Below are 14,780 nucleotides of genomic sequence, written 5' to 3'. Positions count from 1 at the left end.
CCAACGGCCCGCGGGTGTCCTAGCGGGGATGAGGTTACCTACCATGGGCCCAGGCCGGGGGCCCCGGCCAGCGACAACGGGGAGGCGTCAGCGTGGGCACGGTGGTGGTGAGGCGTCCGGCACGCCGGCCGGAGCCGCAATACCCGTCCGGCGAGATCTTGCTGGACGCGCCGCCCGAGGTGCCGCCGCCGTCCGGCCGGGGCTGGGGCCAGATGATGATGACGCTGCCGATGCTCGGCGGCTCGATGGCGATGGCGCTGATGTTCGCCGGCCAGTCCACCGGTTCCGGCGCGACGATGCGCTACATCACCGGCGGCCTGTTCGGGCTGTCGGCGGTCGGCATGATGGCGTCGCAGTTCCAGTCCGGCGGCGGGCCGAGCAAGCAGGAGATGCTGCAGCAGCGCCGGGAGTACATGCAGCACCTGTCGCGGCAGCGCAAGAAGGTGCTCAAGACCATCCGCGCGCAGCGAGAGGCCGCGCTCTACCGGCACCCCGATCCGGACGTGCTGTGGTCGCTGCCGGTCGGCCCGCGCCTCTGGGAGCGCCGCCGCGGCGACGCCGACTTCGCGACCGTGCGGCTCGGGCTGGGCCCGCAGGACCTGGCCACGCCGCTGGTCCCGCCGGCGAACACCACGCTGGAGAAGATGGAGCCGATGTGCGCGCTCGCGCTGCGTCGCTTCGTGACCACGTACGCCCAGGTGCCCGACCTGCCCGTGACCATGGCCCTGAACGGGTTCGCCCGCGTGCACGTCCGCGGTGACGCCGACGCCGGCCGCGCGCTGGTGCGGGCCCTGATCGCGCAGGCGACGGCGTTCCACGCGCCGGACGACATGCTCGTCGCCGTCGCCGCCTCTCCGGAGCGGCGCGCGGACTGGGAGTGGGTCAAGTGGCTCCCGCACGCGCTGCACCCGGTGAAATCCGACGCGCTCGGCCAGTTGCGCATGGTCGCCCCGACCGTCGCCGGCCTGGACGCCATGCTCGAGGACGTGCTCGGCAGCCGGCCGCGCTTCAACCCGTCCGGCGGCGAGACGTCGGTCGACGGCCCGCACGTGGTCGTCATCATCGACGGCGGCGACACCGCGGGCTCCGACCACCTGATGACCGAGGGCGGCGTCGAGGGCGTCACGATCATCGACCTGTCGCAGCCGCCGCCGCGGGTGCTCGACCGGGCCCGGCTGGTGCTCGAGGTGGCCGCCGACGGGGAGATGCACAGCACCACGTACGACGGCCGCGCCCCCATCGGCAAGGCGGACGCCTGTGGCATCCCCGAGATGGAGACGCTGGCCATGCAGCTCGCGCCGCTGCGACTGTCGGTGGCGTCGCGCGGGTCGGCGAGTCCGCTCGGGAGCGAGCAGGGGCTCGTGGAGCTGCTGGAGCTGGGCGACCCGTACGAGTTCGACGCCGACCGGGCCTGGACGCCGCGGCCGAACCGGGACCGGCTGCGCGTACCGCTGGGGGTCGCCGCCGACGGCAGTCCCCTGGAGCTGGACCTCAAGGAGTCGGCGCAGGACGGCATGGGGCCGCACGGTCTGCTCATCGGCGCGACCGGTTCCGGCAAGTCCGAGCTGCTGCGCACCCTGGTGCTGGCGCTCGCGGCGACCCATTCGTCCGAGTCGCTCAACTTCGTCCTGGTCGACTTCAAGGGTGGCGCCACGTTCACCCGGCTCGACCGGCTGCCGCACACCAGCGCGGTCATCACGAACCTCTCGGACGAGCTTCCGCTGGTCGACCGCATGAGCGACTCGATCAACGGCGAGCTGGTGCGGCGCCAGGAGCTGCTGCGCGCTGCCGGTAACTACGCGTCGCAGCGGGACTACGAGAAGGCGCGGGCCGCCGGTGCTCCGCTGGCCGCGCTGCCGAGCCTGCTCATCATCTGTGACGAGTTCTCCGAGCTGCTGACGGCCAAACCCGACTTCATCGACATGTTCGTCCAGATCGGACGGGTCGGGCGGTCGTTGGGCGTACACCTGCTGCTGGCTTCTCAGCGGCTCGAGGAGGGACGTCTGCGGGGGCTGGACACGCACCTGTCGTACAGGATCGGTCTGCGGACGTTCTCGGCCATGGAGAGCCGGGTCGTGCTGGGTGCCACGGACGCGTACGAGCTGCCGCGCGCGCCCGGGCACGGCTATCTGCGGTTCGGCACCGAGCCGTTGGTGCGGTTCAAGGCGGCGTACGTGTCGGGGGCCTACCGCAGCAAGACCGCCGAGGCCGTCGCGGCCGGGGACACCGACGACCGGGTCCAGGAGTACGGGACCGCGTACGTGCCCGCGCGCCTGCCGGTCGAGAAGCCCGCCGCCGAGGAAGAGCCCGCGCCCGACGTCATGGGCGAGAGCGTGCTCGACATCCTCGTCGCCCGGCTCGCCGGCCGGGGTGAGCCGGCTCACCAGGTCTGGCTACCGCCGCTCAAGGAGGCGCCGACCCTCGACCAGCTGCTGCCCCCGCTCGCCTCGGATCCCAACCGCGGCGTCACCGTCTCCGACCCGGCGCTGCAGGGCCAGCTCCAGGCCGCGGCCGGCATCGTCGACAAGCCGTTCGAGCAGCGCCGCGACGTGCTGTGGCTCGACCTCGCCGGCGCGGCGGGACACGCGATCATCGTGGGTGGCCCGCAGAGCGGCAAGAGCACTGCCTTGCGTACGGCCGTCATGTCGCTGGCCCTGACCCACACCCCGCGTGAGGCGCAGATCTACGCCCTCGACCTCGGCAGCGGCGCGCTCGCCTCGCTGCGTGACCTTCCGCACGTCGGTGGCGTCGCGACGCGCCTGGACGCGGGGCAGGTCCGGCGCACGATCGCCGAGCTGCAACTGCTGATGATGCAGCGGGAACGCCGCTTCGCCGCGCTCGGCGTCGAGTCGATGGCCGACTACCGCCGCGCCCGCCGGCTGGGCGAGCACCAGGACGACCCGTTCGGCGACGTGTTCCTCGTCATCGACAACTGGGCGGGCGTGCGGACCGGCTTCGAGGACCTCGAGCCGGCCATCGTCGACATCGCCAACCGCGGCCTGTCCTTCGGCGTGCACCTGCTCGTGTCGGCGGCGCGCTGGATGGACGTACGCCCGGCCGTGCGCGACACCTTCGGCACCCGCCTCGAGCTGTGGCTCGCCGACCCGAGCGACTCGCTGCTCGACCGGCGCGCCGCGATCAACGTGCCCGAGAAGTCCCCGGGCCGCGGCATCACCCCCGACGGCATGCAGTTCCTCGCCGCGCTGCCCCGGGCCGGCGGCATCTCCGACCCCGAGCAGCTGCCCGAGGGCTCCCGCAAGCTGATCAGCGACCTCGCCAACGCGTGGCAGGGCCCGGGCGCGCCGCCGATCCGGCTGCTCCCGCCCAACGTCCCGTACGGCAGCCTGCCCGAGACCGGCGCCCCCGGCCTGCCCATCGGCATCGCCGAGATCGACCTGCAGCCCGTCCACGTCGACTTCAAGTCCGAGCCGCACTTCCTGCTCTTCGGCGAGGGCGAGTCGGGCAAGAGCACCTTCCTGCGCGCCCTGGCCAGCAGCATCGTCGAGCGCAACGATCTCACCCAGGCCCGGCTGGTCATCGTCGACTACCGCCGCAGCTTGCTCGGCCACATCGAAACCCCGCACCTCATCGGGTACGGCTCGTCGCAGCAGGTCACCGAGGGCATCATCAACGAGATCGCCACCGTGATGCAGGACCGCCTGCCCAACGAGAACACCACCCAGGACCAGCTGCGCACCCGAAGCTGGTGGAAGGGCCCCGAGCTCTACATCCTGGTCGACGACTACGACCTGGTCGCGGGCGGCAGCAGCAACCCCCTGACACCCCTGCTCCCGTACGTGACCCAGGGCCAGGACGTCGGCCTCCACCTGATCATCGCCCGGCGTTCCGGCGGGGCCAGCCGAGCCCTCTACGAGCCCCTCCTCATGCGCCTGCGCGAACTGAGCACCCCGGGCATCGTCATGAGCGGCGACCGAGACGAGGGCGTCCTCCTCGGCACGGTCCGCCCGGGCCCCCTCCCGCCAGGCCGTGGCTGGCTCGTCACTCGCCGTGGAGGCACCAGGCTCGTCCAGTTGCTCGACCTGCCGCAACGCACGTAACGTCGCACGTCCGCGGGGTTGCACAGCCACCCTGGCCTGGGCGAAAGTGGTAAAGAACGTCGATACAGCGCCCCGGGCGCCGATCGGCGGAAGCAAGGAAACGGGGGAGGTACACCATGTTGGACGACGACAGCGTCGCCAGCCCAGGATGGCTGGCGAACGGCAACATCGAGGTCGACGTTCAGAGCCTGCGCGACTTCGCCAAGGCCATCGAGGCCGAGGTCAACGACAACTTCGGCCCCAGCTTCCAGCAGGGCATCATGCCCATGCTCCAGGTCGCCGCGCCCTTCGGCACCGGCGGCATGGAAGAAGCCAAGTTCTTCAAGGGCCAGCACGACCACAGCCGCGACGCCTTGGCCAAGATGCTGCAGGACGTTCATCAGGGTCTCATCGCTCTGCACCTGGCGGCCGCCAACATCGCCGCCGAATACGAGACCGGTGACGCCACGAACGCGGCGGACATCAGCGACGTGGTCAACGTGTTCAACCCGGCGGACGGCACCCGGTCGCTCAGCACACTCCAGGAGCAGGCTCAGGAAGAACAGCAGGGCGAGGGCGAAATCCCTCCTGAGGCTCAGAACCCCGGCGATTACTTCGGCGGCGAGCACAAGGCGGCCGACGGCCAGAACCCGGCCTTCGATCCTTACGGTGAGCAGGTGGTGGCCGAGGGGGAAAAGGGCGAGTACACCGTCTTCGGTGACGACGAGGGCGTGAACGATCCGTCCTTGGACGTCTCGAATAGTGCCGACTACCGGTCCTGAAGGGGGGATTGAGACATGCCTGACCAGTCCGACCAGTACTACGGCTACAGCAAGCCGTACATCCCCGGCTACGTAGCCGCGGCCGACGACTATCCGCCCACGTCCGGGACCCCGACTCCCTACCAGGCGACCAATTGGGACAGCAAAAGCATTGACGAGCTTTGGGAGATGGTCCGCAAGGAGAGCGATGAGCGTGCCTTCGCCCTCGCGGCGATGTGGCGACGCGCGAGCACGCTGCTCTCCGCGACCAAGCTGAACCTGCAGCGACACGCGGACGCCATGGCCGCGCAGTGGAATTCCGACGCCGGCAAGGTCTTCATGCAGAAGGTCGGCGCCGCGCTCTACTCGCTCGACGAGTGGCAGCAGGTCGCGGACAACAATGCCAGCGGCCTCGAGCAGGTCGGGGCGAAGATTGCCCAGACCCAGCGCGAGATGAAGACCATCTACGAGAACTACCTCGCCGACCAGGCCGCGGAGCAGAAGAAGCGGGACGAAGAGTCCCTCCTCGGCAAGATCAATCCCTTCGGCGACAATCCGCAGAGCTTCAACGAGGTGCGCGATGGCGCGAAGGCCGGGGCTCTCGCCGTGGTGAAGCCGCTGGCCGACACGTTCATGGACGCTTATTTCGAGAAGCTCGGCCGCGGTTCGACGTACCAGGGTCCGATCGATGCCGCAGTGACCAACGTGCCCACCCCACCACGGCCCGGGGGCCCCGGTGCGCCAGGAGCACCAGGTGCGCCTCGACTGGGCGGTTCGGCGCCGGCTGCACCCGGGACCGGTGGGCCGGGAAACGCACCGACCGCTCCCACGACGCCTACGGCAGGTCCCGCGCCGACCACGCCCGAGCTGACGCCGCCCGCGACGGGCCCGGCGACTCCTCCACCCGGAGCGCCTCCGGCGGCACCCGCGCCGCCGCCCGGCCTCGATCTCGCGGGCGGGGCCGCACCGCCGGCCGCACCTCCTGTAGCTACTCCGGCGCCCGCTCCGACGCCGCCGCCTGCGGGACCCGCGCCCGCACCGCCGGTCACTCCGGGCCTGCCTCCGGTTGGTGGACCGGCGCCGGCCCGGCCTTCCGTCCCGAACAAGGCCAGCCTGCCGGGGGCCGGGCGCCCGACACCTCCGCCGGCTCGAGGACCAGCACCCGGCAAGCCCACGCTGCCCGGCACCCGTGGCCCAGGTGGCCTCGGGCCACGGCCGAACACACCCGGGACGCCACCTGGCCCGAAGCCCGGAACCCCTCGTCTGCCCGGAAGCACCGGCGCCGCACGCCCGGGAGTTCCACGCACCGGTGCACCAGGTGTCGGCCGGAGCCCGCAGGCGCCGAACCTCGGCGGCAACCGTGGGGCGATGCCGGGTGAGCCGGGGGCTCGACCAACCGGTGCCCGCCCCGGCACGCCGCAGCTCGGTGGTCGGGGCGCACGTCCTGCGACACCGGGTCTGACGGAGCCGGGAGGCACGCGAGCCGGGCAGCCGCCGCGTCCGGGCGCCGCCAAGCCGAATCTGATCGGCCGCGGTGCACAAACCGGAGCCAAGGCTCCCACCACGGGGCCCAGGGCCGCGCTGGGGGGCCGGCAGGGCCAGGCCGCGGTGCCGGGTCCGCGGGACAAGCGCCGCGAGGAATCGGCGGAGACCGGAGAATGGGCCTACGACGGTGACGACGAGCTGTTCGTGACCGAGTCCGGAGTCGGCAATGTGGAGACACCCGCCGACCACCGTCCTCAGGAGCAGGGCCGCTCCCTCGGCCAGAGCTGAGCAGAACTGCAGATGACCCGGTAACGGCCGGTCACCTCCCCCGAGGTGGCCGGCTGTCCGGTGTTCCGACGAGCTGGTGGCCGCCGCGCGGTCCCGGGAGGTTGTTCGACATGCGTGCCGTCCGATGGGGGACGCTTCTGGCGACCGCGCTCACCGCGGTTACCGCCCTGGTTGTCCCGGCGGGTCCGGCTTTCGCCGACTCCACTCGGGACAAGCAATGGTGGCTCGACAGCCTCGACGTAGCCGCCGTGCACAAAGTGACCCAGGGCGAGGGCATCACCGTCGCTGTCGTCGACAGCGGCGTTGATCCGAACCATCCGGATCTCCAGGGCAACGTTCTACCGGGTGTGGACGTCTTCGACGAGAAGGCCAAGGGACAGGTCGACCGGCAAGGCCACGGGACAGCCATGGCCTCGCTGATCGCCGGTCACGGTCACGGCAGCGGCGGGCGGGCCGGCGTGCTCGGCATCGCGCCCAAGGCTAAGATCCTGCCGGTCACCGTCATGACCAAGTCGAAGCGGATTCCTGTCGAAGCCATAGCCACGGGCATCAGGTGGGCGCTCGACCACGGCGCCGACGTCATCAATGTCTCGATCAGCGGCGGGTACGACGCCGAACTGGACAAGGTGATCGAAGATGCCTGGAACAAGGGCGTTCTGATCGTCGCATCCTCCGGCAACAAGAACTCCATCGGCGGCTGGCCGGCCTTTAACTACCGGACTGTCGGAGTCACGGGCATCACCCGTGAAGGCACCAAGGCCGAGGAAAGCAGTGCCTCCGACGTGACCGACATCGCGGCGCCCGGTGAGGACATCATCGCCGCAGCTCCCGATGGCCGCTATCAGGAGAGTTCCGGCACCAGCGATGCCACAGCCATCGTCTCCGGGACCCTGGCCCTGATCCGCACCCAGCAGCCCAATCTCAGATCCGCGAAAGTGACGGAGCAGATCCTGTGGACCACCCAGGACGCCGGGACAAAGGGCAATGACTTCGAATACGGCTGGGGCATCCTCGACATCAAGCGCGCTGTCACCGGCAAGCCCGACGTCCGGGCGGCGGTGGCACCCTCGCCTACAGCGACCGGCGAACTGAACGGGGCGGCACAGTACGAGGGCTGCAACAACTGCACGTCACGGACCACGTTTGTTCTACAGGTCATCGCCTTGTGCGGCGGCCTCGCACTCTTCATCGGTCTCATCGTCTTCCTCTTGGTTCGGCGGTCCCGGAAGAAGCGACGCCAAAGGGCTCCGGAGCCGGCCTTCGCGCAGCAGCAGCCGCGCGCGCCGCGCGCGCCGGACGATGATCAGGCTTGGCAGCGTCCGCCGGGCGCTTGAACCGAAAGACCGGACCGGGCCGTTCACCGTTGCAGGTGGGCGGCCCGCGGTGTGTCTGCTTCCGAACGTGATGAAGAGGAATGAAAGCCATGACCCAGCAGCTACTCGTCGCCCCCGGCCGGGAGGGTGCTCATCAGAGGATTGGGGACGCGCTCTCGGCGGTCGGTGACGAGGGGGCCGTGGTGGTGCTGGCTGCCGGGACGTACTACGAGGCGCTTTTTGTCACCGATAAGAGCGTCACCCTGGTTGCGGAGCAGGGGCCCGGGTCCGTCGTCATTGACGTGAGCAGTTCGGCGTACAACGCGGTGACTTGCAAGGATTCCCAGGTCACCGTTCGGGATGTCACGCTCAAGGCGAGCACCGGTGCCGCGGTCTCGGCCGAGGGCGGGCGGCTCACGGTGGAGAATTGCACGTTGTTCGGCGCCGGGGAGGCGGTGGTGGCGGTGACCGGGACGGCGTACGCCATCAGCCGCGCGACCATCGCCGGGAGCGTGCGCACCGATTCGGCCGACGGGCAGGTCGACTTCGGACAGATTGCGGGCGCGGTGCTGCTCAACGGCACCAGCCGCGCGACGCTCAGCAACGTCACGCTGCAGTCGATCACGTACGAGCCGGGCGCCAAGGCGATCGTGGACAACTGTGCCGACGCGGAGAACAACCGGGTCCGGCCGCGCAAGGCTGGGGCAGCCCCCGATGACGGCACCAAACGGCCTCCCGCCCTCTATGCGGCCGTGGTTCTGCTGGTTCCGGCCGTGATTCTGTGGGGCGCCGCCACGGTGGGGTGCATCCGGATTCTGGTGCATGCGGACGGCGACGGCGTCGTGTTCACGTACGTCATCTTCACGCTCTTTGCTCTGATCACGGCGGCTTTCACGCTCATGCACGTGGTCTCGGCCCTGCTCGTGTATTTCGGCACCCGGGAGAACGGATTCCCGCAGGCGGCCGGCATCACGGCCGGGTTGTGCCTGGTGGCGATCGTGTCGCTGCTGATCCAGGGGAAGATCGAGTGGAACTCCACAATGGTGGGTCCGCTCGTGGCCGGAGCCGCAGCCGCGGCCGCGATTGCCGCCTACAACACGAAACCGGTCGCTCGTTACCTCGGGGACCAGCGTCGTTCGGCGGCGGAATAGACGGCCACCGGCACGTCGTCGCCTTCCGCGGTGAGCCGGTGCAGCGTGGCGCCGTCCGGCACGACAAGGGACGAGCCTGACGGGGCCGGGCCGTTGAAGCGCAGCACCACGGCCCAGCGATCGTCCGGCTGGAACGGCGATCCCTCCCCCAGCAGCCCGAGCCGCTCGTACAACGCGACCGGCGTCTCGCCGGCCACCGGCGTGTGCACCTGGCCGGTGGCCCGGTCGTAGCCGTGGTCCAGGTACGCGGACACATACAGGGGCGGGATCACGATCTGGGAGACGGACGGCGCCATGGCAGCGCGCAGCTCGCCGAACCAGGTGGCGAGCTCGCGTACGGTCGGGCCGGCGATCGACACGGCCAGCGGCGTCCCCGCGTTGAGCAGCAGCGCGGCGGTGTCGTCCGGCCAGTTTGTCGTGAGTTGCAGGCTGGTGACGGCGATGAAGTCCGCCTCGCCGACAGCCTGTCGCATCCGCTCCTCGGACGTGTAGACGGTGATGCCCTCCGGCACGCGCGGCCACGGGAATGCCGGGTCGCCCAGGTCCCGGGTCGGCGGGGCGTCCGGCCCGATGGGCAGGATCAGCTCCGCGCGCAGCATCGCGGCGGTGACGGCGTTCTCGTCCTGGGCTTCCACCGCGGCGCGCAGCGCGGACTCGCCCGGGACGGTCAGATCGGGCAACGCGGCCACGTCGTGGCCGCCGAGCACCAGGCCGATCGGCAGGCCGAGGTCGACGGCGAGCCGCCACGAGGGGTCCGGCCAGTTCGCCACCAGGGACGGCACGCTGTCGGTGCGGTAGGTCACCGGCCGGCCGGGGAGGCAGGCCGCGATCGCTTCCGGTGAGGTGAAGGCCAGGACGTGCGTCACACCGTCGAGCATCCCGGTCGCCCATCCCGCCGGCTCCCGGCCCGCGGCGGCGGCCGGCGAGACCGGCATCAGCAGTGGCCCGGTGACCAGGGCGGCCAGCAGCGCGGCCGGGTCGTCGGCGGCGACGGCCGCCAGCATGGCCCGCTCGGTCGCGGTGACAGGCGCCCAGTCGGTCACCAGGTGCCGTCCGCCTTGACCCGGTCGACGGCCCGGCCCAGCGACAGGGCGTCCAGGGCCGCCTGGACCGTCGGGCCGAGGAACCAGTCGCCGGTGTGATCGCTCACGAACACCCGGCCGCCGGCGTCGATCGACAGGATGCCGGTGCCGTCGCCCTCCTCGCCCAGCGGCGTCAGCGGCGTGCCGACGGCGGCACCGAGCGCCGTGAGAGTCGCCACGCTGGTGCGTACTCGGCGGGGGTCGATCACGAACGACCGGGGAGCGACCTCCTCGCCCGTCTCCCCCGCGGCCTGCGCCAGGCCGCCGAAAGCTGACCACGCCTCGATCGCCGCCGGCACGACGGTGTGGCGACTGGCCGCCAGATCGAGCGCCCAGCGTTTCGCGCGAGCTTCGTCACGAGAGGCAGGAGCGTCGACGGTACGCACCCCGGGCTCGGGAAGCTCCATCCCGAAGTGATCGAGCACCGCGGCGCACGTGCGGCACGGCGGCAACGATGAACCCTGCACCGGGTCCCCGTCCTCGCGTACGTGCACGACCTGCACCTGGGCCCCCCACAGCAGCGAGCGGGCCGCCATGGCCGACAGATCCGCCCCCGCGTCGTGCAGCCGGTCCGAGATGAGTACGGTCTCCGCGCACCACCCCGCGAACCGCTCCCGCTGTCCGGCCGGCAGCTCCTCGATCAGGCGGCGCAGGACCGGATGCAGATTCGGCGTGCCGTCGCCCCGGATCGACGTGTGCGTGTGCACCGTGCCCCCGACCAGGAGCGCACCCGCCGCCAGCGGCAGCATCCGCTCGTGTGCCACCGATACCCCTTCCCCGTGTGTGCAGGACAGCGTAGCGGCCCCGCCGGGGGTCCCGTGGACCCGCCGACCTGCGATATCGTCGGGTTCCACCCCAGCCCACGAGGAACCATGCCACGCACCCTGCTCGTCGCCCCCGGTCAGCCCGGCGCCTATCCGTCGATCGGCGAGGCGCTCGCCGCGGTGGCCGAGGACGCCGTCGTGTCCCTCGCGCCCGGCACCTACTACGAGGCGCTGTTCATCACCGACCGGGAGGTGACGATCGTCGCCGCCCAGGGCGCGGGGACCGTCACGATCGACGTGTCCAGCTCGGCGTACGCGACGGTGACCTGCACCGGCGGCAAGGTGGAGCTGCGCGACCTCACCCTGCGGGCCGGCGACGCGGCCGTGGTGACCGCCGACAACACGCGGCTGTCGATGAGCGGCTGCACGCTGACCGCGGGCTACGGGCCGGCCGTGTCGATCCGGGGGCGGGCGGAGTTCGACCTGAGCCGCTGCAAGGTGACCGGCGCCCGCTACGGCCTGGTGGTCGAGGAGGCGGACGGCACCGTCGACGGCTGCGAGTTCGCCGATCTCTCCGAGGACGGCATCATCGTGCGCATCGGGGCCGCGCCCACGATCCGCACCACGACGATCACCCGCTGCGCGAGCCGGGGCATCTACGTCTACCAGTACGGCAAGCCGGTCATCGAGGCGTGCGACATCTCGCAGACGTCCGGCGCCGGGGTGGCCGTGGCGCAGCAGAGCAGCCCGTCGCTCCTCCGCTGCAAGATCCACGACACCCGCGGGCCGGCTGTCTCGTTCGGCCGGGGCTGCGGCGGCAGTGTCGAGGCGTGCACCTTCGAGAACACGGGACTGCCGGCCGTCGAGATCCTCGAGGGCGCGACGCCGACGATCGTCGAGGGCGCGTCCGGCAAGCGCGCGGTCTTCGGGGCGGAGGCCGCGGCGCAGGCCGTGCAGCAGGACGCCGCCCGCACCGAGGAGCTGCTCGGCGAGCTGGAGGCGATGGTCGGCCTCGAGGGCGTCAAGGAGGAGGTGCGCGCGCTCATCGACGAGATCCAGGTCAACGAGTGGCGGCGCGCCTCCGGGCTGCCGGTCAGCGCGGTCAGCCACCACCTGATCTTCGCCGGGGCGCCCGGCACCGGCAAGACGACCGTGGCCCGGATCTACGGCGAGCTGCTGGCCGCCCTCGGCGCGCTGCCCGGCGGCCCGTTCCGGGAGGTCTCGCGGCGCGACCTGGTCGGGCAGTACCTGGGCCACACCGCGGAGAAGACGGCCGCCGCCTTCGACAAGGCGCGCGGCGGCGTGCTCTTCATCGACGAGGCCTACACGCTGTCCCGGTCGCTCGGCGGCGGGGGCGACTTCGGCCAGGAGGCCATCGACACGCTGGTCAAGCTCATGGAGGACCACCGCGACGAGATCGCCGTGATCGCGGCCGGCTACACCGGCGAGATGCTCGACTTCCTCGACGCCAACCCGGGTCTGGCATCGAGGTTCGCGAAGACCATCGAGTTCGGCAACTACTCCCCCGAGCAGCTGGTGACGATCGTGAGCCGGATGGCCACCGCCGACGAGTACCTGCTCGCCGACCAGGTGACCGACGTGCTGCACCGGCACTTCGCGACGATCGAGCGGGACCAGAATTTCGGCAACGCCCGCGAGGCGCGCAAGCTGTTCGAGGGCGTGCGCAAGGCGCAGGCGCAACGGCTGCGCCAGTCCGGCCGCCGGCCCAGCTTCGACGAGCTGCGGACCGTCGAGGTGGCCGACGTCGTCGCGGCCACGGGAGGTGCGCGATGACCGACCCCTACGGCCGCGCGCTCCCCTATGGACAGCCCGCCGCGCAGCCGCAACCCGCCCAGGGCCAGGCCGCGCCGCAGCCCGTCCTCCCCGCGTACGCCGGCCAGGCACGCCCCGCCGCCGCGCAGGCGCAGGCCCGCGCGCAGACGGTCACCGCCGCACGCCCCGCCGCGCAACCCCAGGCCGACTACGACTTCCGCCCCGGCGCCGCCCCGGCGGAGCCCCCGCCGCCCGCCGTCGTCACCAGGCCCGGCCACCCCCGGCTCGTCAAGACCGGGCTCGGCGCGCTCAGCCTCGGCCAGCTCCTCGCGTGGCAGCTCGCCGCGGCGGCGGTCCTCGCGGCGTACACCCTGGGCAATCTCGTCACCACGATCGCCGTCGCCGTCGTGGCGCTGCTGCTGGTGTCGCCGACGCTGATCCGCTTCCGCGGCCGCTGGCTCTACCGCTGGTTCGGCGTGTGGCTGCGCTTCCGCGGCCGCTCGCACCGGGCACCGGCGTCCGGCGAGGGCGCGGCGCTCGACCTGCTGGGCTTCGCCGAGCCGACCGTGGCCCTCGACTCCGTGGAGCTCGACGACCGGCAGGTCGCCCTGATCACCCATCGCGGCGGGCTGTGCGCGGTGCTCGAGCTGGGCCCGGAGGACACGGTGCTGTTCGCCGGCGAGCCCGTGCGCCTGCCGTCGCCGGTCGCAATGCTGCCGCTGGCCGAGGCGCACGCGTTCCCGATCACCGCGCAACTGCTCGTGTCCGTCACCCCGGCCCCCGTGGTCGGGCCCGGCGTGGTCGAGCGCTCCTACCGGGAACTGACCGGCAGCGAGGTCCCCGCGGAACGCCGCAGCTGGCTCGTGCTGCAGGCCGCGCGCACCGCCGACGCGTACGCGGATGCCGAATTGCGCCCCGCGCTGCTCTCCGCCGTCAAGCGCGCCCGCCGCCACCTGCGCATGGACAAGGTGTCCGCCCGCATCCTCGACCGCGAGGGCCTGCTCGGCGCGGTGTCGCATCTCGGGCGCCTGTCCGCCGGCAAGCGGCCCGATCCCGAGGCCCGCCCCACCGGCCGCGAGACCTGGCGCGCCGCCTGGGTCGAGGAGTTCGTGCACAGCTGCCGCCGCGTCGTCCACTGGCCGGTGCGCGACTGGCAGCCCGAGGAGATACTGCTCAAGCTGCCGGCCGTGGGCAGCGTGCTGTCCCTCGCCGTGACGCACAACCCGGCCCGCGTCGCCGAGGACGAGGCGATCCTGGTCGAGGTGGCCTTCCGCCTGGCCGCCCCGGACCCCGGCGTGCTGGCCGCCGGCGACAAGGCGCTCGATGACGCCGTCCAGGCGGCCGGCGGCCGCACCGAACGCTACGACGGGGAACAGGTCCTCGGCCTCGCCGCGACCCTGCCCCTGGGAGGTTTCCTGTGATCGGCGCGACCTTCACGGCGGGCGCCGCCGCGTTCGACGACGGCGGCCTCCGCACGGGCGGCGCCGGCCTCGTCGTCGGCCGCAACCGCCAGAAGCAGCCTGTCACGCTGCGCCCGTTCCGCCCCGCGCCCACCCGCATGCTGGTGATCGGCGGCGTCGGCTGCGCCCAGCTGCTGGCCTTCCGCGCGCTGGCGATCGGCGCCCGGCTGTTCATCCAGACGGCCCGCGAGCAGGTCTGGGACGCCTTCCTGCGCCGCTGCGGCGTCGGCCGCGAGACGGCCGCCTTCCTCCCGCCCGACAGCCCCCCGCCCATCGCCGCCACCCTCGGCGCCCCCCACCTGGTCATCGTCGACGCCGGCGCCGCGGTCGGCCCCCCGCCCAGCGCCGGCGGCCCGTGGCAGGCCACCCTCGTCGTCCGCGACGACCTCGCATCCTGGGACGAGGCGCTGCTCCAGCAGAGCGACGTGGTCGTCCTCCAGCGCCTCACCCCCGCCGAGGCCGCGATGGCCGCCTCAGTGCTGGGCATCCGGCAGGCGCAGACCTATCTGCCGCAGCTGCCCGGCGAGATGGTCGGCCTGGTCAGCCGCGCGCGCCTGCAGTGGGTCATGCTCAGCAGCACGCCGACCGAGCAGGCGCTTCTGGGGTCGGTTGCCAGGCCTTAAAAGATTAAGAACGATGTCGTAGCTGGGTGGGGGGTGCAGATCG

Annotated in this window: 10 protein-coding genes; 8 read left to right on the top strand and 2 right to left on the bottom strand. The window is 71.9% G+C overall.

The window, feature by feature from the left end:
* The first annotated feature begins 92 nt into the window (after positions 1-92).
* From eccCa to RBH18_RS09820, 5 genes are all read left to right on the top strand, one after another.
* A complete protein-coding gene (eccCa, locus tag RBH18_RS09840) occupies positions 93-4,058 on the top strand; it encodes a type VII secretion protein EccCa (protein ID WP_306205999.1) in 3,966 nt (1,321 codons plus the stop codon).
* Positions 4,059-4,174: 116 nt separating this feature from the next.
* Positions 4,175-4,819: a hypothetical protein gene (locus RBH18_RS09835; protein ID WP_306205997.1), complete on the top strand. Its 645-nt coding sequence runs from the start codon at positions 4,175-4,177 to the stop codon at positions 4,817-4,819.
* A 15-nt stretch (positions 4,820-4,834) separates the two neighbouring features.
* A complete protein-coding gene (locus RBH18_RS09830) occupies positions 4,835-6,571 on the top strand; it encodes a WXG100-like domain-containing protein (protein ID WP_306205995.1) in 1,737 nt (578 codons plus the stop codon).
* Between the two features lie 110 nt (positions 6,572-6,681).
* Entirely contained in the window at positions 6,682-7,905 is a 1,224-nt protein-coding gene (locus tag RBH18_RS09825) for a S8 family serine peptidase (RefSeq protein WP_306205993.1), read from the top strand.
* A gap of 89 nt (positions 7,906-7,994) precedes the next feature.
* Positions 7,995-9,035 carry a right-handed parallel beta-helix repeat-containing protein gene (locus tag RBH18_RS09820; RefSeq protein WP_306205991.1) on the top strand — a complete coding sequence of 347 codons (1,041 nt, stop codon included), beginning with the start codon at positions 7,995-7,997 and terminating at the stop codon, positions 9,033-9,035.
* Here RBH18_RS09820 and RBH18_RS09815 read toward each other — a convergent pair.
* Both RBH18_RS09815 and RBH18_RS09810 read right to left on the bottom strand, forming a co-directional pair.
* On the bottom strand, positions 8,999-10,078 hold the full coding sequence (locus RBH18_RS09815; protein WP_306205989.1) for an SseB family protein: 1,080 nt from the start codon (positions 10,076-10,078) through the stop codon (positions 8,999-9,001). The genes RBH18_RS09820 and RBH18_RS09815 overlap by 37 nt on opposite strands.
* Positions 10,075-10,881: an SUKH-3 domain-containing protein gene (locus tag RBH18_RS09810; protein ID WP_306205988.1), complete on the bottom strand. Its 807-nt coding sequence runs from the start codon at positions 10,879-10,881 to the stop codon at positions 10,075-10,077. Before RBH18_RS09810 ends, RBH18_RS09815 begins: the two co-directional genes overlap by 4 nt.
* A 108-nt stretch (positions 10,882-10,989) precedes the next feature.
* On the opposite strand from RBH18_RS09810, the gene RBH18_RS09805 reads away from it, so the two are divergent.
* Genes RBH18_RS09805 through RBH18_RS09795 form a run of 3 tightly spaced genes read left to right on the top strand, consistent with a single transcriptional unit; the run spans position 10,990 to position 14,737 of the window.
* Positions 10,990-12,675 carry a right-handed parallel beta-helix repeat-containing protein gene (locus tag RBH18_RS09805; protein WP_306205986.1) on the top strand — a complete coding sequence of 562 codons (1,686 nt, stop codon included), beginning with the start codon at positions 10,990-10,992 and terminating at the stop codon, positions 12,673-12,675.
* Entirely contained in the window at positions 12,672-14,075 is a 1,404-nt protein-coding gene (eccE, locus tag RBH18_RS09800) for a type VII secretion protein EccE (protein ID WP_306205984.1), read from the top strand. Before RBH18_RS09805 ends, eccE begins: the two co-directional genes overlap by 4 nt.
* Positions 14,072-14,737 (top strand): hypothetical protein, encoded by a 666-nt coding sequence (locus RBH18_RS09795; RefSeq protein ID WP_306205982.1) that lies wholly within the window; start codon positions 14,072-14,074, stop codon positions 14,735-14,737. Before eccE ends, RBH18_RS09795 begins: the two co-directional genes overlap by 4 nt.
* Positions 14,738-14,780: the final 43 nt, after the last annotated feature.

The organism is Actinoplanes oryzae, from assembly GCF_030757795.1.
Lineage (GTDB): Bacteria > Actinomycetota > Actinomycetes > Mycobacteriales > Micromonosporaceae > Actinoplanes.
Note: the sequence above shows the minus strand (reverse complement) of the source record. Positions and strands in the feature narration are given on the sequence as shown.